Origin of the sequence: Aneurinibacillus tyrosinisolvens (assembly GCF_001015055.1) — a bacterium.
In the GTDB taxonomy this organism is placed as follows: Bacteria; Bacillota; Bacilli; order Aneurinibacillales; family Aneurinibacillaceae; genus Aneurinibacillus_A; species Aneurinibacillus_A tyrosinisolvens.
The window spans coordinates 16352-34851 of sequence record NZ_BBWZ01000008.1 but is presented as its reverse complement, the minus strand read 5'-3'; the positions used below and the strand labels follow the sequence as shown (position 1 = coordinate 34851).

The following is an 18500-nucleotide window of genomic DNA, read 5'->3' as shown; positions in this document are numbered from 1 at the left end:
TTCTTTGATTTATTTCAGGAAATTCCTGCTGCTTCAGCAAGGTATTCCACTAAGTGGACGGCACGCAGATTGGCTTTTACATTTTCCCGTTCAATCCCTAATTTCATTTGAAGCAGGCAGCCTGGATTCGTTGTGATAATCGTTGTTGCCTTTGTATCTTTTACACGCTCCATCTTTTGGTCTAGGATGTCCATGGAAGCCTTATAATGAACAAGGTTGTAAATCCCGGCAGAGCCGCAGCACATTGGAGCATCCTTCATCTCAATAAACTCCACATTCGGTACGTCTTTAATTAATTGAAGCGGCTCTTTTGTCACCTTCTGAACGTTCGTCATGTGACAGGACCGCTGGTATGTCACTCTTTCAGGAGGCCGCTCCAGGCCTTTAATTCCTCCACATTCGGCAAGAATTTGGGAAATATCTTTTGTTTTTTCTGCAAATCGTTCCGCCCGTTCCGCCCATTCCGGTTCATCCGCCAGCAGGTGATCATATTCGATAAGCATGGCTCCGCAGCCGCCTGCATTATTGACAATAAAGTCAACTTCCTCCTGCTCAAAAGAAGCAATGTTCTTTTTAGCTAACACTTTAGTTTCGTCCAGTTCTCCTGCATGGGCATGCAGCGCCCCGCAGCACGTTTGATTCGGGATGACGATGACATCACACCCCACTTCAGCCAGCAGCTTGACAGAAAGCTGGTTAATTTTCCTGAACATCGCATCCATGACACACCCAACAAAAAAAGCTACCGTATACTTTTTCTCCCCTTTTGCCGGGGTGTAGGAAGGCAGGCTTGAGCGCTCCGATGGAGAAACAGCCGGCGGTGTAATCGCTTCAAATTCTCCTAGATGGGCAGGAAGTCTGCTCATTAAGCCGGACTTCCTTGCCAGTTTCTGAATGCCGCTTTTTTCATATAACCAGAGAGAATTGCCGAGAAGTTTCATCGCCTTGCGGCTGGGAAATACCTTTCTGAATAATGTTTTACGCAATGTCTGAACCGGAAAAGAAAACTTCTTTCGCCGTGTAATCGCCGCTCTGGCTGCTTCCAGGATGGCACCGTATTCAACGCCCGTTGGACAAACTGTTTCGCAGGCACGGCAGCCCAGGCATAAATCAAGCGGTTCCTCTAATACAGAAAGGTCCGTGATTCTGCCTTCTCCAACCATTTTCACCAGATTAATCCGGCCGCGCGGCGAATGCGTTTCTTTCCCCATCGTCGCATAGGTGGGGCAGGCTGGGAGACAGTATCCGCATTGCACGCACTGGTTTGTTTTTTCATATTTTAGTTCTTTGCGTAATTCATCCAGATTTTCAATCATTCACTTAACACCAACTTTTGCCCTGGTTCAGGAAAAATCTTTCCCGGATTCATAATGTTGTTCGGGTCCCAGGCTTGTTTGATTCTTTTCATCATGTCGAGGCCGGCAGTCCCTAATTCCATCTCCATAAAGGGTGCCTTCATCGTTCCTATGCCATGCTCTCCTGACAATGTTCCACCCAGCTGAATAGCAGCTTCAAATATTTCAGTTACCGCCTGTTCCACTCTTTTCATTTCCTCTTTGTCTGATTTGTCAGCAATAATGTTAGGATGGAGGTTGCCGTCTCCAGCATGGCCAAAAACAACAAGGTGGACATTATATTTCTGCTTAATCTCCTGTAAGCGGCGGCACATCTCAGGGATTTTGCTCCGGGGTACGGTGGCATCCTCTGAGATTTTGGTCGGTTTAATCCGGACGATCGCAGGTGAAACGAGCTTTCTTGCTTTCCATACCTCTTCTTTTTCTGCCTGTGTTGTTGGAACGCGCACTTCTCTTGCTCCGACTTCCTTACATACATCGGAAATCTGCTTCGCCTCATCACGAACCGCTGCAGGATGCCCGTCAAGCTCAATAAGAATCATCGCCTCTGCATCCCGGGGCAAGCCTGAAGGTTCATAGTTCTCTACAGCGACAATGGAAGCCTGATCCATAAGCTCCATTTTGGACGGTAAAATCCCGGAAGATAGAATCTTCGATATCGCTCTTCCTGCATCCACTAAACTATCAAAAATAGCCATCACCGTCTCTGAAGCGGGGGGCTTGGGTATAAGCCGCAGGATGGCTTTCGTAATAATCCCCAGCGTACCTTCAGAACCTACGATTAACTTAGTCAGGTCATACCCTGTCACGTTTTTCACCGTCCGGCCGCCTGTTTGAATGATTTCTCCCTGCGGTGTGATGACCTCCAGCCCGATGACATAATCTTTCGTCACCCCATACTTTAATCCCCGCGGCCCGCCTGAGTTCTCGGCCAGATTCCCCCCTATCGTTGATACGTGCGAGCTGCTCGGATCGGGAGGGTACATCAGTCCCTTGCCTTCCGCAGCCTTATGTATTGCCGCAGTCAGGACACCGGGCGACACGACAGCGACAAGGTCCTCTTCATCGATTTCCAGTATGTCATTCATGACAGACAAGTCAAGAACGATCCCGCCTTTAACCGGCAGCGGCCCTCCGCTCAGAGAAGTAGACTGCCCCCTCGGACAAATCGGAATGAGCTCCCGATTGGCGTACTTTACAAGTTCAGCTATCTCCTGTACATCCTTTGCCTGTACGACTGCCTCAGGCAAATAAGTACCGAACGAGCCGTCAAATGAATAGCTGTATCGATCGCTCTCTTCCGTCAGTACTCTGCCCCTCGTAATCATCCGCTTGATTTCATCTATATGGCGTGGCTCCACTTTCTTTCACCTCTTAACTTTGGATAGTGTGATAGTCAATTCCCTCTCTTCTATGCTGTTCGTAGGAATCTTTTACGTTTTGGATGTGGCGCAGCATCATTTCCCTTGCCCGTTCACTGTCCCTCTCAATAATAGCCTGATAGATTTCATAATGTTCCTGGATTACTTTTTCAGCCTTGTGCGGGGTTAACAACGATTGGCTTCGACTTTCGTTAAGTCCCTCTAGAAACCGGTCAGATAACAATTGGATCATATCGATAATGGTTTCATTCTTACTCGCTGACACGATGGCCGCATGAAAGGCGAAATCCTCATTCGCCGCCACCATTCCCCGGGCAGCCGCCTTCTCTAACTGCTTAAGGGCTTTGTTTAACTTCTCAAGGTCCTCTTCAGTCGCACGTTCAGCTGCCAGGTAAGCGGCCTGTCCCTCAAGCCCCTGGCGGACCTCCAACAACTCCATTAGGTTTACGCTGCTCTTGGTCAGGAAACCGTTCATTCGCTGGATGAGCATTTGTGCTTCATCTTCAGCAAGGAAGACGCCAATCCCGGGCCGGATATCCAAAACTCCACTGGCGTTCAGTACGCTCATCGCTTCTCTAATGACACTCCTTGAGACCGATAGTTGAACGGCCAGCTCACGTTCCGAAGGCAATTTATCACCGGGCTGTATATAGCCTTCTTCTACGGATACCTTGATCTGTTCTATGACTTGCTCGTAAACCCGTACTTTCTTAATTTGGTTTAATTTCATAAGAAACCGTTCACCTCCTTTACCCAAATCCCATACTAGCGGTCAGGTGGTCTGGACACTTGGACTTTGTAAAAATTTTATTCGAACCTACCCCTATTTGTCAACCAATTCTAACAATTTGCCAAACATTTGTGTTGAATGATTCAGAAAATATTATATAATTAAGGTGTGTCCTGATTGAGCGAGCGTTCACTCAAATAATAAAAAGGAGGGACTCCCAGTGAGTTATACTACACTTACCTTTGATGTAAAGGATAATATCGCAACCATTACGCTCAACCGCCCTGAAGCCGCCAATGCTATGAACCTTGCTTTGGCAAAAGACTTAATGCAGGCCTCTTTGCAGTGCAATGAATTACCTGAAGTACGGGCTGTCATCATAACCGGTGCCGGAAAGGCTTTTAGTGCCGGCGGCGACATAAGAAGCTTTTCCGAGCAGGGCTCAGATTTATCCCGTCACCTGCGGGAAGTAACTACATATCTTAACGCAGCAATCTCCCGCTTTACCCGGATGGATGCCCCGGTTATCGCCGCAGTCAATGGGGTCGCTGCCGGGGGTGGAATGAGCCTGGCGATTGCCTCGGACCTTGTTATGGCTGCTGAGTCGGCCCGCTTTACTATGGCGTACACGAAGATCGGCCTGGTCCCGGACTTATCGTCCAGCTACTTCCTGCCGCGGATGGTTGGGTTTAAACGTGCGCTTGAACTTACTTTAACGAACCGGGTGCTCTCAGCACAGGACGCTTATGAGCTGGGGATTGTGACACAGGTTATACCGGATTCCGAGCTGCTTACTCAGGCAAACGCGCTGGCAGAGCAACTGGCAAACGGGCCAAAGGCTGCATTCGGTGCAGCTAAACGCTTGCTTCATATGGGATGCAATCAGACGCTGGAAACGCAAATCGAGAATGAAAGCCAGGCCATAGCGAATGCGGCGCAAACACCGGAAGGAATCGAAGGGATTGCTGCTTTTTTGGAGAAAAGATCGCCTAACTTTAAGGGATAATAAGTTTACTATATGCAAGCAAAAGGCCGCTCCTTTAAAAGAGCGGCCTTTTGTCTGCTATCTTATTTCGTAGAAGCAAAAATGGTGTTCGCTAGAAATCTGTAGCTATTCTGGGAATGGGCTTTGTGCGTGATGTCATTGGCAAACAACGTGACGTTTGCATCTCCTACTTTCTCTGTTAGAGCGAGTACCTGCCCTTTAAGCCCTTCCTTCCCTGGCCACCAGCCCGCAACGAAGTAGTTATCCTTATCGCTGACTCTCGCTAAAACCGTAGCCTGCTCAGGTACCCTGGTAATCCAGGATCCTGTCGCAACATAAAGAAGTTCATCATTATCATATCCACCGGTCATCTCACTGTTTTGCACAACCTTAGCACGCAGCAGCCCTTCATGGTCAGCCCGGCTGCCCGCTGTTTGCGAATAATCAAACCCTGGCAGGATGTTTCCTTTCTTTACACCTTCCAGTGCGGATGTGCCAATTCCGATATACGACTTTCCTTTCGCTATCTCCTCTTTCGCAACGTTTCCTGCGTCATCCACAATCACGGTTGCATCTTTTACATCTTTGACGACGTCAAATCCCAATTGTTCAAGAACAAATTTCGTGCTTGCAGAGCCGACATTAGCCACCTTAGGACGTGTTAATCCCTTCGTTTTTGCACCATTATCGAAAGCTGCAACATCTAAATAGAAATCGTTTTTAATGCTTTCCAAATCTTTCTTCGCTACAAGGTAGTCACCGATTTCATATTCAGGGCCAAGTGACTCTATTAGCTTGACTGTTTTACCTTCTGCTAATAGTTTGTTTACGGCTTTAATAGCATCATTGTTTGTATTCTTAATAACATAGGCTGCCGCATTGCCTTGAACCGTTGTTCCAGGAATCTTGACATCCTTTACTTTCTCCGTCTTTCCATCAAATGCGCCCTTCACTCTCACTTCGTCTCTATTAAATCCACGCAGGTCATGGAAGTTCATTAGAATTTCGGCATACAGTTCATTCCAGTCGGAGACATCTGCTCCATCGTACAACACGGTATTCGCGTATCCGCGCATCGCCTGCAGCATAGGTACGACATAGGTACCTGCCGGATACGTTTTGTCTCCTACTTTTACTGATTCTGTCGTCTGTTCAACCTTTACTCCGTTTCGCTGTAAGTATTCTACCATGTTGTAGGCTTCCAGCGGGTTCTTCTGTAGCTTCTTGTCTACAGGCAGCACATAATAATCCGGGAAGAAGTTCTGATTGTTCCCTCTTGGTCTGCCGATTTGTTCACCCTTTGCATTAATTAACCATTTATCTACTGCCTTATTGTCCTCGCCAAGAACACCGCGCTTATACATTTCAAGTTGGTTATTAAACAGCTTGTCCTTGCCGTCCATTACAAATTTCACAGCACCCAGGCCAACATCAACCTGTGCTTTGAATGATTCCTCGTTCAATTCGGGGACTTCAACGGTATGTCCCATCGCCCCGAAAAACATCGAAAACGTAGACGTATAGGAAGGGGTCGCATCATCAAATTTGTCCGGCCATCCTTCGAGTGGAACAAGGTAGCTATCATATTTTGTGTTGGCTATTCCCGCATTTCCCATGGCATGGGCCTGTTTAACCATGCCATCCATCAGCAAATCATATTCATAGTTTGGATTATGCGGCGGGGTGCAAGGTTCAATAACGAACTCTTTGTAGTAGCCATGGAAATCAATCATAGAAATAGGCATCCATTTCGCCATTTCCCTGGCCAGGATTCTTGTTTCGGGCTGTGTCTGATAGGCGTTATCACGATTCAGGTCAAACCCGTTCGCATTCTGCCTTGTATTGTGATATCTTCCATCCGGATTTTCAGTAAAGTTAAATAAAAGAATGACCTTATCCAGCGCATCTTTCGTGTTGATTGTTACCTTCTGTTCCTTCCCCTGCTCATCAGTCGTCATATACGATACCTGATCCTGCGTGGCGAAGTCTTTCAGAAGCTCTACAATCGCATCGACACCCTGGGCTTCATCAGGATGGATATTATTGAACCACACGGGAATTTTATAATCCCCAAGCGTTCCATTCGCTAGCTTCTTTTGCAGCTCCGCAGGATTTTCTACCTTCTGTGGAGCAATTTCATTTAAGTACTTGTCCACGGATTTGTTATCTTTTGCCAGGACTACAAAATGAACGTCCCGGTTCTCTACGCTTTTTCCGATAGATTCATAGCTAAGGTATCTATCTTTTTTCGCATCTTTAAATATTTTGTTAATTTCAGGCTTAAGCTCATCATACTTTAAGTAGTTATCGTATACATTCAGCTTCAGCGGGCTTTTAGCAATCTGGTGTGACCCGGTATCCTCAACGGCAAGGTCGTATGTACCAATCAATTCAGGGTATAAAACCCGTATGCTTCTAGGTGACAGGTCTACTGTACCGTAAAGAAGGTCAAATCTAATTTTCGCTTTAATCTTTGTTGTTCCGTTTATGTATGCAGGTTTACTTGCAAATGTAATGTATGGAGCACCTGTATATTTTTTGGCGTCCTTATTCCACTGCTTCCATTCGCTGAGGTCTTTTCCACCGAATGTCCACTTTAATTGACTTAGATCTGCTTTTGTTCCGAAATCAGCTTGAACCTCAATTTCTCTTGCTTCTGTCATTGATACAAGCTGGTTGCTCACCTTTAGCTGGATACCGCTATCCGCTTTGCCTGGCTTGTCCTGCGCGTAAACGGCAGGGGCCATAACGGAAAGCAGCATAAGCATGACGAGCAGCAATGAGACTCTTCTCTTAAGCATGCCAGTTCCCCCTCTTCTGTTTTTGTATTATTATGAAAAAATCTGTATATTTAAATTTATTCTATAATGATAGTTCAAGTCAATAGATTGTATTGTAAGCCCGAGCATTAGATACGGGAAAATCATGCTGAAGTATGATATGTTATTTTCTTTTTCTTGTTTGACTAAAGATTACACAGGGTAATAATTATCAAAAGTATGACAAAAGAAATATATGTCACATAATGTAACAGGGTATATTGCTCTAATCAACACGAACAATGTCGAATTTTTTAAGAAATATGTCCTATTCACACGAAAAATGTCTTTTTGTATAAATTCAGACAGGAAATCAAGAATCTCTACCCGGCACATAAACGGGAGGCTTTATTACATTCCCTAATCATGAAAGATTTCCGCTGGGATTTTGTCAATGGAAGAATAGCACCGAAGAAGTCATTATGGGAAGGAGGCGGGAACATGAAGGTCCGGGCGGGGTACTGGGTTCGATTGAATACTAAGCAGCGAATCTTAGTTTTGCGGGCGTTCGTAAGAGAAAATAGAAAAGGCATTACTGTTAGTGGAGAGAAATAAAGATAGACTGCAATAGAGGGGAGGAACAAAGACAATTGGATAAGATAAATGGTTTGCAAAGATGTTTGCATACGTGCTAGCAAACATCTTTGCTCCCCAACGTAAGTTCTTACACTCTTTCAATCTCCCATTTTAATGAAGAAATAGTAGCTGCACCCTCAAAGGCAGCGCCGAACTGATATAAAACAGCTTCACTAAAAGATGGACCGATAAGCTGCATTCCAATTGGCAAACCGCTCGTCGAAAAACCACAGGGGATAGATAAACTGGGCAGCCCGGTAAGATTAGTCGGACCAGTTAAACGCAGTAACGCAGCGCGAACCGGTTCATTTTGTCCTCCTACCTGGATTTCCCTCTGCCCGATTTCAGGAGGCAGGATAGGAAGGGTTGGCGTTAGCAATACATCAACACGTTCAAAAGTTTTCTTAAATGACTCCAAAGCGCGCTGACGAATTTGCTGGGCTTTTACATATTCATAGCCCCTGGCTTCAGCGCTTGATACGAGGCGTTCTAGCACCTCCGGGTGATACTCCTTCACTTCTTGTTTCATATGTTCCTCATGAACAGCGTACGCTTCACTCTGGATTGTTTTCAACTGAGCCCAGGAAACATCGGAAAGATTAGGCATATCAACCGTCTCCGTTTTCGCTCCCATTGCTTGAAAAACGGCTACTGCCTCTTCTATTCTGTTTCGTACTTCATCATCAAGAGAGTCGAAATAGAAAGTCGAAGGAATTCCTATCACTTTTCCCTCTATACTTTCTCCGATATAGCGTGTAAAATCTTCTTCCTCACGTTGAATGGAGTAGGAATCTTGTTCATCATATCCTGCTAAAGCATTTAATAAAAGGGCGTTATCTCTTATTGTTCTCGTCATTGGCCCAACATGATCCAGCGTGTACCCTAAAGCCTGCACCCCATATTTACTTACTCTTCCAAAGGTGGGCTTCATCCCTACAATTCCGCAGGATGAAGCGGGAATGCGAATCGAACCGCCGGTATCTGTACCCAGCGCTCCAAAGCATAACGCTGAAGCGACAGCTGCTCCAGAACCGCTGCTTGAACCACCTGTCATTTTATTTAAATCATATGGATTTCGCGCCGGACCAAAATGGGAAACATCCCCCGTAGAACCGTAGGCAAACTCATGTGTATTTAATTTTCCGATAATAATAGCGCCTGCATTTTTTTAATTTCTGCACAACCGTTGCATCAAAGTCCGGGACAAAATCTTGATACAGTTTCGATCCCATGGTCGTTCGAATTCCCTTCGTATAAATCAAATCTTTAAGTCCGATTGGGATCCCGTGCAGCGGCCCTTTCCAATTTCTACTTATAATTTCTTCTTCTGCTCTCTTTGCAGAATCGAGGGCTTCGTTGGAGGAAATGGTTATAAAAGCATTAAGTAAAGGATTTAGTTCTTCAATTCGCGTTAAAAGCTGCCGGGTAATCTCTACAGGTGATAGTTCTTTATTTTTAATTTTAGATGATAAGGATGCAATATCCAGCTTCAGGATATCCTGGTTTGACATTTTAACTCTCCTCCCGACTTTACATGTAAAACATACTTAGTGCGTTATTGAGCTTTTCATCTTTATTTTGTTTGTTCTCTATTGAAGAACTTCTATCGTCTCCCTAATGGAAGCTCGCGAACCAAGAACATGCTGGAATGCATGAAGGGACCGCAGGATTTCTTCCGGGTTAATCGAACGCATAATGAAGACGACATGGGAACGCTTATCGTCATTCGGCCATTTATCCAAATGCTCAGGCGGATGAATAATATGCTGCACCCCGTTCAGAATCACCGGCCCTTCTTCACCCACATCAACCATCCCTTTGACCCGCAGCACATCCTGGCCTCTTGCATGCAGCAGCATACTGAGCCATAAACCGAAAGCATTCCAATCCAGCGGCTGATCGAAAGTAAGGGAAATGGAGCGGGTATTAGGGGCATGGTTTCCCGGTGGAGATTCATCATAGTGAATGAGGTGACCGCTTTTTGCCTTTTCATTCGGAACAAATAGTTCAGTACAATCCACATCTCCAAGAACCGATTGTATGATTTCGGCAGAAGGGTTAAGAGCATGTAACCGGGCAACTAACTGCTGCACTTCCTCTGGCGAAGCGATATCCGTCTTCGTGATGATAATTTTGTCCGCTACGGCTGCCTGCTTCATCGACTCAGGCTGCCTGTCGAGGTGAAGTTGTCCATTGACCGCATCAACGGTTACAATTACCTGATCAATGGTAAAATGATGCTGCAGTACCGTATCAGTAAGCACTGTAAACAAAATCGGAGCCGGATCAGCCAGGCCGCTCGTCTCGATAATGACCCGTTCCAGCGGTTCGATTTCTCCCCTATGATCTTTATTGAGAAGCTCGCGAAGGGAGTTGACAAGGTCTTCTCTTACTGTACAGCAGAGACACCCGCCGCCTATAAGGAGAGTTTTTTCATCAATTTTGCGTAAAAGATGGTGGTCGAGTCCCACTTTTCCAAATTCATTCACTAATACAGCTGCATTTTTTAGAAACGGATCTTTAAGTAAACGTGTAAGAAGCGTCGTTTTCCCACTGCCAAGAAATCCAGTGACAATCGTTATCCTGCGCTTTTTGCTCATTGCTTATCTCCTTGAGAGTCGGCTTGCTGGGATGCCAGGACTTCCATCAGGACGGGATCCAGCGGATCAATTGGTTTTCCCAGAAGCTTTTCGGCTATTGCCCAGAGCGCACCCAGATCCTGAACGATTTCTGTACGTCCCTTCTTATCATTCAAAATATATTTACTTCCTGTCCAATCACTCAATTTAAGGCCGTACACCCCTAGAATTTTGTTACTCTGGCGGATTCGGATATGCCGTTCCCGGATGCGGGAGCGCTGAGCTTCCCCTGCTTTTTGAGCCGTTAACTGATCTGAACTGCTATTTTTACGGTCTGTCCAATGGACTTGCAGCACAGAACCGCTACATAATACGCACATCGCCATCTTCCTACCTTCTATATAAAATAATACAGGGAGGCTGATTGTCTCCTACAAATCAGCCATCCCTGTATTCTCTATTGCTTTTCCCGCTTCAAAGCACTATTTTCTTGGGGAACGGGCCTTAAAATTATCGGCAATTTCATCAAACGTTACCCAGCGCACACCCTCATGGCTGTTAATATATTCAATCAAGCGTTCATGCATGAGAAGCACTTGCGGGCGGCCGCTCACATCCGGATGAATCGTCATCGGAAATACCGCATAGTCATGCTCGCGATATACCCAATCGAATTGATCCTTCCACATTTGCTCAATATCGCGCGGATTTACAAAACCATGGCTGTTTGGAGATTTCTTAATGAACATCATCGGAGGCAGGTCGTCCACATACCAGTTGGCAGGGATTTCAATCAATTCCGTTTCTTCCCCTCGTACGAGCGGCTTCATCCATTCTTCTGCGCTCTTCTCATAATCGATGTTGGTCCACGTATCTCCTACCCGCACATAGTATGGGTGGAAATCATTATGCATTAAGCTGTGATCATATTTAATCCCGTGCTTTAAGAGAAGTTCGTTGGTTACTGTGGAGAATTCCCACCAGGGGGCAACGTAACCGGTTGGACGCTTGCCGGAAACCTTCTCTACTAGATCAATACATTTTAATAGAACGGTTTCTTCCTGGTGCTGCGTCATCGCAATTGGATTCTCATGAGAGTATCCGTGGATTCCGATTTCGTGGCCGGCTTCCACTACCATTCTTGTTTGCTCGGGGAAAGTTTCAATAGAGTGACCCGGAATAAACCAGGTTGTTTTTAAATTATATTTTTCGAAGAGCTTAAGCAGGCGCGGAACACCGACTTCACCGGCAAACAATCCCCGGGAAATATCGTCCGGCGAATCCTCCCCGCCATAGGAACCGAGCCAACCGGCTACAGCATCTACATCAATCCCATATGCAACTAGAATTTCTTTTTTCTTTGTCATATATCATCACAGCTCCTTTTTTTCATTATACATCTTTAGGAATCATTTTAAGATTGCGAATACAGTTTACAAATAAATTAATGCGTTGTACTTATACTGAAGCCGCATGCTCCGAAGAAGCGGGGGAATTCTGATGCATAACATCCCAATCACGCCCGACCGTAGTTCCTAAATACTCATCGGAGTAATTTGATTCTATTTCCGCTTGCTTATGTTTGTTTAAATACCATACTTTCATTAATACATAGTAAGAAATAAAACCAAGCGGGAAGCCAACAAGATACATGTATTCCATGAAGTAAAGCGCCGCGCCTCCTCCTATCGCCCATGCTAGCAGGCCTGCCAGATTCCAGCCTCCATCATAGCGGAATTGGCCGTCTTCGCTATATAAATCGTGGACGTTAAGACGTCTTTTGCGAATCACATAGTAATCACAGATGATAATACCGGCAACAGCAGATAAAATGGCACCATAGTAGCAAGGTACGTAAACAGCTGGTCAAGGATGGACCAGGGTTGCACAATAGTTCCGATTACGCCTGCTAAAACAATACCGGTTACCATGGACATCCGGATGCTTGCCCCTGCATTTACGAAGGTCAAAGCTGCCGGAATAAGGTTCGATGCTGTATTTGTAGACCACTGAGCCAGAATAACCATAATAAGAAGAATGACATAAGACCAACCGCTTGCCGTGCCTTGAATTACTTCGATTGGATTCCAATTGTTGGCACCAAGTACACTAACGGCACCGATGATTCCCATAAAAGTTTGTACAAAGGGAAGCGCTGTGATATGCGGCCAAAAACTGCTCCAATTTCTTTTAAACCAGCCCTTTTCCCCCATAGGAGCCTTAACATAACGGGTAAGGTTTGGAATATCAACAGCTAGAGCGGACCAAAACCCCATATTTGCTACCATGATTAAAAACCAGCTTGTTGTATGTGCTGTCCCATGGTATGTAGCAATATTAATTCCTTTTGCTTCTGCCATCCCCATCATTTTAAATAAAATCCAGATGGAGATAACAATAATAGAGGGTGCAGCTACAATGGCTAACTTGTCTATTGCTTTAATTCCCATTGCCGTATTAATGATTTGAACGACCGCAAAGAGAAGATACCAGGTTAACCATGAGTCAAAGCCAGTCATCTTAGCAAACAAGGCATTTAGGGCAATGGCTCCTAAATACGTCTGAATACCAAACCATACTGAAGCAACAATGCCACGGCTAACAGCAGGCAAATGGACGCCAGCTATTCCAAATGGTGCCCGTAGGTAGGTAGCGAAAGACAAACCATGTTCAATGCCAATATCTCCACTGAGACTGGCAATGATAGCAATCATTAGGTTTGCAACAAAAATAGCTGATGCAACTTCCCAAATGGACATTGAGTCGATTCCATTTCCTCCAATCTGAAATGTTGCGATAATAACAGCCATTCCAACCCAGATGTTAAAAAAGCCAAAACCGCTTATGACTCTGCTGTTACTCTTTACAGGCACAATGTCCGGCGTAATTAATTTATTTCCGTCTGTTTTTGGCATGTAAAAGACCTCCTTTCCCCTTCGTGATTCTTACGCTTATATTAACAAAGCAAATTTCATGCCAAACTATTAGAAGGGGGAGAACCTTTGCCTGGTAAGGTTTATAAATTTACCATAGAAAAAACTATGCGCAGGCGCATAGTTCGTATTTAATAATTCAGAATATAAAAGAAAGTGAAAACGAATACAGAAGACTTAAAAACAATTATGCACGTACGCATAACAATAATGCATATGTGCATAATTTTATTCAATCTTCATTTTTGTGATTTTTCTACTCACTGTTGACTGGTTTACACCCAAAACTTCCGCGATCTTTACGGTCGTTTTGTACTTCCGTTTAGCTAAAGCCAGAAGTTGTCTCTCCACCAGATCTATGGCATCTTTCATCGGCATAATATCACTCACCTGAACGGATGGAAATGCACGGGAAGCTGTAAAGGCGTCGGGAAGGTGTTCGACCTTAATAACCGGATTGTCCGTCGTAACAATCAACCGTTCGATAATATTTTGGAGTTCCCGTACATTTCCTCGCCAGGAATGGCTTTGCAGTACTTCTAATACGTCCTGAGCAAACACTTTATCCCGCTTATATTTGTCATTAAATTTTTGGATAAAAAATAGCGCTAAGGATACTATATCTTCTTTTCTTTCACGCAATGGGGGAATCAAAATAGGTATGACATTCAAACGATAATACAGGTCCTCACGAAAATTACCTAATCTGGTTTCTTCCTGCAGGTTTCGATTGGTCGCAGCAATAATGCGGACATTCGCCCGTAGCGGCTTTGTTCCTCCAACGCGGACAAATTCCCCTTCCTGCAGGACACGTAATAATTTGACTTGAAGCGATAAAGGAACTTCCCCGATTTCATCCAAAAACAGGGTACCTTCATGAGCCAATTCAAATAATCCCGGCTTGCCCGTCTTGGAAGCTCCGGTAAAAGCCCCTTTTTCATACCCGAACAACTCCGATTCCAACAGATTTTCCGGAATGGCACCGCAATTCACTTTAATGAATGGCTTATTCTTACGTTCGCTATGTTCATGAATATAGGAAGAGATAACCTCCTTCCCGACCCCGGATTCTCCCTGGATGAGGATAGTTGAATCCACCCCGGCAACCTTGCGGGCCAGCGTGGTTACACTTTCCATTCTTTCACTTTTAAAAACCAGCGTATCACTTTCCAGCGCTATCCGTCTCAAATGATTTAATTCCTGCTTAAATCCTTCCATTAACAATTTCATATCTTCCAATTCCGACTTTAACTGGCTTTCTTCCGTGATGTCCCTTGAAGCATTGACCACGCGGACAATATTGCCACTCTCATCCTTAATCGGCGTTCCTACGACCATAAGCCTTCTATCGGTCTTCGTCGTTTGAATCACCTGGACTCTCTCTCTTTTTTCCAGTACCAGCCTCGTAATGGACGGTTTATAAACCCCCATTCTCTCTAATTCATATACTGTCTTTCCGATGAGCTCCTCCGCTTTATATCCCCACAATTCCTCACAGGCAGCACTAACTCGGAGGGTCTTCCCCTGCCCATCAGAAACATAGATGACATCGTAGCTGGATTCAAAAATGGCTTTCAAATCCATCGCCATATTCGCATACTGATTCAGCTGCATGGCAATATTCTCAATGGCTTCTGCCTCCCAGCAAACCTGAATGGCTCCGATACATTCGTTCCTGTCCATAACTTTGGTTTGCGTGAGAATGCCTTCTTTATTATCGGTAACTCTTACGACCATACCTGTTGAGGGAGAATGCAGGACTTCTTCGAGGGTACAATTGGGATAGAGATCATTTGGCTCTCTTATAGCTGTCTGTACAGGATCTAATTCATGGGATTCTAAGACCTGCTCGTTGACAAAAGCGATCTGGGATCTCTTGTCAATGACCACTACTTCATGCGGAAGAGAAGATAGAATTGCCCGATACTGATGATAGAAATGCCTATAAAGTTCATCACGGTTAACCCACCCCAGCACCGTTCCTTTTGAATCGAGAAAAATAGTAACGGTATAGTTTTCCCAATCCGCCTTTGGATTCGCCAGCTCCTCTGCCATCAAAATACCCGGAGGGATAAGTGTATGGGGGTGTTCCCTGGTTACAATACCGGCGATTTTATTGTCCCTGTCGAATACGATGCAGATGCTGTTTCCCAAGTCAGAGAGAAGTTCCGGCTGGTTGCTCCATTCGTGTTCCATCATCGTTTTAAAGTCTCTATGAAGAATAGAATCTATATTCAAAATGCTTCACCTCATTCTAATAACCAACAGTAAATCTATACTTTATTATACAATTAGCTATTATGCTTTTTATCTGCCTCCGGTTAAAACGATATTTTAAATCGGTGCTTTTCACCTATAACCATTTTATCACAAGTTATTTGTTATACTAAAAACCAAACGGTTGGAGGTGACTTCTTCTATGGATATTTCGAATGAGGCAAGCCAATTTCTTCAGCAGCTGATGAAAAGGCGGAAGAAAAGCGGGGTTCGAATTGGATACAAAGAGAAAAGTACATGAGGGCTGTCCAACTTTAATTTAACTCTGGATGAGTTAAAAAATGGAGACTATGTAAAGGAAATAAATGGTTTGACAGTCTACTACAGGGAAGACGCTGTTCCCCATTTACACCGCCTGGATATCTCCTATAGAAACGGAAGATTGGAGTTAAGAGATAGTGAAAACTAAAATAAACCCCCGTGATACCGGGGGTTTATTTTAGTTTTATGTTTGAAAGATCTGCTTGCCTTTAAAGTTTTTTAATTAACTTATCACACCATTCTATATACAGACGTTCATATTGAACGCCGAATTCAACTACAGAGAGGCTGGAGGCAATAGGAGCCTTGCTGTTGGATGAATCAAGCAATTGGGTAAGCTCCTCTACTTTGTCCAAATAGGCGGCTAATCTCTCTTCATGTTCCTTCTTTTTTTCCTCAATTCGGATGATCATCTTTTCGGGCTCGACAAGCCAGGTATTGTAAGCTTTCAATAGGAATTCATCGCGTATGTTTTCACGCTCTGTAGGCTCTGTCGTCCACTGTATTAATGCCTCACGTCCGGCTTCTGTGATCTCATACAGTTTTCGGACGGGGCGGTAGGCATGCTGTTCTAACCCATACAGCTTTACCAAACCTTCTCCCTCCATTTTGGCCAATTCAGGGTACACTTGATTGCTCCCCGCTTTCCAAAAAGGGCCCATTCGATTGTTCATTTGTTGCTTAATATCGTAACCACTAAGTGGCTCGCGCGCCAGTAAAGTAAGCATCGCATAACGGATTGAGCTCATGAAAACAACTCCTTTTATCATGTAGACAAATTTATTATAGGTTCATTTTAATATATATTTATTTTTCTCGTTTATCAAGCAAAGTTAACATAGGTTAAAAATAACCTATGTTTTCATTGACTTAAAAAATCTTATATGTTATTTTTGATTTAAGTTAAATTTAACCTATATTTTTTTGGAATATAGTAATGATATGAACTTACAACAAATCATAAAGGAGAGGTTTTATGATGAAACTAATTTTTCAAGATCACACATTTTCATTTGAGTTGTTACGGGCTTTGAGTTATGCCCCTTACGGAGGAGCGGATATTGGCGAATGTCTGTCAACCGCCTATCGGATCGAAGAAGGCAATTTTGAAAGCTGGTATACCGAATGGTATAAAACTGCTGAACGAATTCATGCTTTAGCTGCCGAGAGTTTGGAGCGGGGTAAACGGGTCAGTGCCCGGGAGTCCTTCCTGCGAGCTTCTAATTACTACCGTACCGCGGAATTTTTTCTGCATGGAAATCCGAATGACCCGCGTATCTTAGAAACATGGGGCAAAAGCCGGAGTACGTTTCGCCAGGCAACTAAATTAATGGATATGCCAGTTGAACAGGTGCAAATTCCTTATGAAGGAACCTATTTGCCGGGATATTTCTACCGTGTGGATGAGTCGCCACGGCCAACCTTGCTTGTTCACGGAGGCTTTGACTCTACAGGGGAAGAACTTTATTTTGAGGTGGCGGCGGCGGCGCTGCAGCGTGGCTACAACTGCCTTACCTTCGAAGGCCCGGGACAAGGGGCTGTCATTCGCGAGCAGCATCTCCCATTTCGCCATGATTGGGAAAAGGTTGTTACACCGGTAGTCGATTACTTACTGACTCGACCTGAAGTGGACCCAAAACGCATGGCACTGATGGGTATCAGTCTTGGAGGATGTTTAGCGCCTCGCGCGGTAGCCTTTGAACACCGCATAGCCGCTTGTATCGCTAACGACGGCCTGTTTTCCAATCAATTCGGCGAGATGGGCCGCAAGTTCCACCAGGGACGCGATGAGGACTTAAACAATCCGGACTATATGGAGAAGTTCATTCGAGTACTAATGGAAAAAAGCACGAATGTCCGCTGGGCCATCGAAAATGGAATGTTCACGTATAAGGCTGAGTCCATTTCCGAACTCGTCCAAAAAACAGAGCCTGTAACGTTAGAGGGTGTAGCACATAAAATTAAGTGCCCCATGCTGGTGTGCGAAGCTGAAGCCGATCATTTCTTCGCTGGCCAGCCACAGAAACTGTATGATGCTCTTACCTGTCCTAAAACGTTCATGCTTTTCACTGCGGAAGACTCTGCTGAGGAACACTGCCAATTCGGTGCACTGCTTTTTTATAACCAGCGTGTCTTTGAGTGGCTGGATGAGACCCTGGATATAAATAACGAAGTATCACAGCTCTCTTTGCAAAGATAACTATATAATGAAAAGAACAAAGGGAGGTAAGCCTCCCTTTGAGTTTCAGATACATGAATTCGATGCTGCTGCGGCAGCATTTTTTTATTGGAATTTTTCTTTATTCAAACGCGTCCTCGGCGACCGGTTACCAGGTTTATAAGAAACATCACTACAGCGATGACAAGGAGAACATGAATGATTCCCCCTGCAATATGCATAACAAACCCAATAAGCCACAGTACAAGAAGCACTAGTGCAATGGTATTTAAAATGCCCACAATCCTCTCTCCTTTCCTGTTCAGCCGTAAATTAGTTGCTTGATACTACATTTTACCCTTTGTCAGAAAGGGATAAACGGGAATAAAAACGAAGATGAAAACCTCGCGGATGATGACAAGCATTTGTTTAGCTTATGCTGCCA

Annotated in this window: 14 protein-coding genes and 1 pseudogene; 2 read left to right on the top strand and 13 right to left on the bottom strand. The window is 44.6% G+C overall.

The window, feature by feature from the left end:
• Positions 1 to 14 precede the first annotated feature (14 nt).
• The 3 genes from MBEAL2_RS09570 to MBEAL2_RS09560 are packed head-to-tail and all read right to left on the bottom strand — an operon-like array spanning position 15 to position 3467.
• A complete protein-coding gene (locus MBEAL2_RS09570) occupies positions 15 to 1316 on the bottom strand; it encodes a (Fe-S)-binding protein (protein ID WP_047152085.1) in 1302 nt (433 codons plus the stop codon).
• On the bottom strand, positions 1313 to 2683 hold the full coding sequence (locus MBEAL2_RS09565) for an FAD-binding oxidoreductase (RefSeq protein WP_173427704.1): 1371 nt from the start codon (positions 2681 to 2683) through the stop codon (positions 1313 to 1315). The genes MBEAL2_RS09570 and MBEAL2_RS09565 overlap by 4 nt, the downstream gene beginning before the upstream one ends.
• A gap of 46 nt (positions 2684 to 2729) precedes the next feature.
• Positions 2730 to 3467: a FadR/GntR family transcriptional regulator gene (locus MBEAL2_RS09560; RefSeq protein WP_047152084.1), complete on the bottom strand. Its 738-nt coding sequence runs from the start codon at positions 3465 to 3467 to the stop codon at positions 2730 to 2732.
• Between the two features lie 220 nt (positions 3468 to 3687).
• On the opposite strand from MBEAL2_RS09560, the gene MBEAL2_RS09555 reads away from it, so the two are divergent.
• The gene (locus MBEAL2_RS09555) at positions 3688 to 4473 is read left to right on the top strand and encodes an enoyl-CoA hydratase/isomerase family protein (RefSeq protein WP_047152083.1); all 786 of its coding nucleotides are present in this window, start codon (positions 3688 to 3690) and stop codon (positions 4471 to 4473) included.
• 62 nt (positions 4474 to 4535) lie between these two features.
• Here the strand turns inward: MBEAL2_RS09555 and MBEAL2_RS09550 are convergent, their stop codons facing one another.
• The 9 genes and pseudogenes from MBEAL2_RS09550 to MBEAL2_RS09510 form a co-directional block, all read right to left on the bottom strand.
• On the bottom strand, positions 4536 to 7253 hold the full coding sequence (locus MBEAL2_RS09550; RefSeq protein ID WP_047152082.1) for a M14 family metallopeptidase: 2718 nt from the start codon (positions 7251 to 7253) through the stop codon (positions 4536 to 4538).
• Between the two features lie 682 nt (positions 7254 to 7935).
• Positions 7936 to 8994: an amidase gene (locus MBEAL2_RS09540; protein WP_269082460.1), complete on the bottom strand. Its 1059-nt coding sequence runs from the start codon at positions 8992 to 8994 to the stop codon at positions 7936 to 7938.
• Positions 8972 to 9358, bottom strand: coding sequence for an amidase family protein (locus MBEAL2_RS33550; protein WP_269082458.1), 387 nt, complete (start codon positions 9356 to 9358; stop codon positions 8972 to 8974). Before MBEAL2_RS33550 ends, MBEAL2_RS09540 begins: the two co-directional genes overlap by 23 nt.
• Positions 9359 to 9436: 78 nt before the next feature.
• Positions 9437 to 10447 carry a CobW family GTP-binding protein gene (locus tag MBEAL2_RS09535; RefSeq protein WP_047152080.1) on the bottom strand — a complete coding sequence of 337 codons (1011 nt, stop codon included), beginning with the start codon at positions 10445 to 10447 and terminating at the stop codon, positions 9437 to 9439.
• A complete protein-coding gene (locus MBEAL2_RS09530) occupies positions 10444 to 10812 on the bottom strand; it encodes a hypothetical protein (protein ID WP_052947621.1) in 369 nt (122 codons plus the stop codon). The genes MBEAL2_RS09535 and MBEAL2_RS09530 overlap by 4 nt, the downstream gene beginning before the upstream one ends.
• A 96-nt stretch (positions 10813 to 10908) precedes the next feature.
• Positions 10909 to 11793 (bottom strand): polysaccharide deacetylase family protein, encoded by an 885-nt coding sequence (locus tag MBEAL2_RS09525; RefSeq protein WP_047152079.1) that lies wholly within the window; start codon positions 11791 to 11793, stop codon positions 10909 to 10911.
• 91 nt (positions 11794 to 11884) lie between these two features.
• A pseudogene (locus tag MBEAL2_RS09520) lies at positions 11885 to 13236 on the bottom strand (NCS1 family transporter).
• A 351-nt stretch (positions 13237 to 13587) separates the two neighbouring features.
• Positions 13588 to 15597: a sigma 54-interacting transcriptional regulator gene (locus MBEAL2_RS09515; protein ID WP_052947620.1), complete on the bottom strand. Its 2010-nt coding sequence runs from the start codon at positions 15595 to 15597 to the stop codon at positions 13588 to 13590.
• Positions 15598 to 16106: 509 nt separating this feature from the next.
• A complete protein-coding gene (locus tag MBEAL2_RS09510) occupies positions 16107 to 16646 on the bottom strand; it encodes a PadR family transcriptional regulator (protein WP_047152078.1) in 540 nt (179 codons plus the stop codon).
• A gap of 227 nt (positions 16647 to 16873) precedes the next feature.
• Here MBEAL2_RS09510 and MBEAL2_RS09505 point away from each other — a divergent pair, with 227 nt between their 5' ends.
• Positions 16874 to 18097, top strand: a complete 1224-nt coding sequence (locus tag MBEAL2_RS09505) for an alpha/beta hydrolase family protein (RefSeq protein WP_236692746.1) — start codon at positions 16874 to 16876, stop codon at positions 18095 to 18097.
• 104 nt (positions 18098 to 18201) lie between these two features.
• Here MBEAL2_RS09505 and MBEAL2_RS31040 read toward each other — a convergent pair whose 3' ends face one another.
• Positions 18202 to 18357, bottom strand: coding sequence for a lmo0937 family membrane protein (locus tag MBEAL2_RS31040; protein ID WP_439644848.1), 156 nt, complete (start codon positions 18355 to 18357; stop codon positions 18202 to 18204).
• Positions 18358 to 18500: the final 143 nt, after the last annotated feature.

Excerpts from the sequence above, each read along its gene's own strand:
- MBEAL2_RS09570 (WP_047152085.1), bottom strand. The coding sequence starts at position 1,316 with ATGATTGAAAATCTGGATGAATTACGCAAAGAACTAAAATATGAAAAA.
- MBEAL2_RS09565 (WP_173427704.1), bottom strand. The coding sequence starts at position 2,683 with ATGATTACGAGGGGCAGAGTACTGACGGAAGAGAGCGATCGATACAGC.
- MBEAL2_RS09560 (WP_047152084.1), bottom strand. The coding sequence starts at position 3,467 with ATGAAATTAAACCAAATTAAGAAAGTACGGGTTTACGAGCAAGTCATA.
- MBEAL2_RS09550 (WP_047152082.1), bottom strand. The coding sequence starts at position 7,253 with ATGCTTAAGAGAAGAGTCTCATTGCTGCTCGTCATGCTTATGCTGCTT.
- MBEAL2_RS33550 (WP_269082458.1), bottom strand. The coding sequence starts at position 9,358 with ATGTCAAACCAGGATATCCTGAAGCTGGATATTGCATCCTTATCATCT.
- MBEAL2_RS09535 (WP_047152080.1), bottom strand. The coding sequence starts at position 10,447 with ATGAGCAAAAAGCGCAGGATAACGATTGTCACTGGATTTCTTGGCAGT.
- MBEAL2_RS09530 (WP_052947621.1), bottom strand. The coding sequence starts at position 10,812 with ATGGCGATGTGCGTATTATGTAGCGGTTCTGTGCTGCAAGTCCATTGG.
- MBEAL2_RS09525 (WP_047152079.1), bottom strand. The coding sequence starts at position 11,793 with ATGACAAAGAAAAAAGAAATTCTAGTTGCATATGGGATTGATGTAGAT.
- MBEAL2_RS09510 (WP_047152078.1), bottom strand. The coding sequence starts at position 16,646 with ATGAGCTCAATCCGTTATGCGATGCTTACTTTACTGGCGCGCGAGCCA.
- MBEAL2_RS09505 (WP_236692746.1), top strand. The coding sequence starts at position 16,874 with ATGATGAAACTAATTTTTCAAGATCACACATTTTCATTTGAGTTGTTA.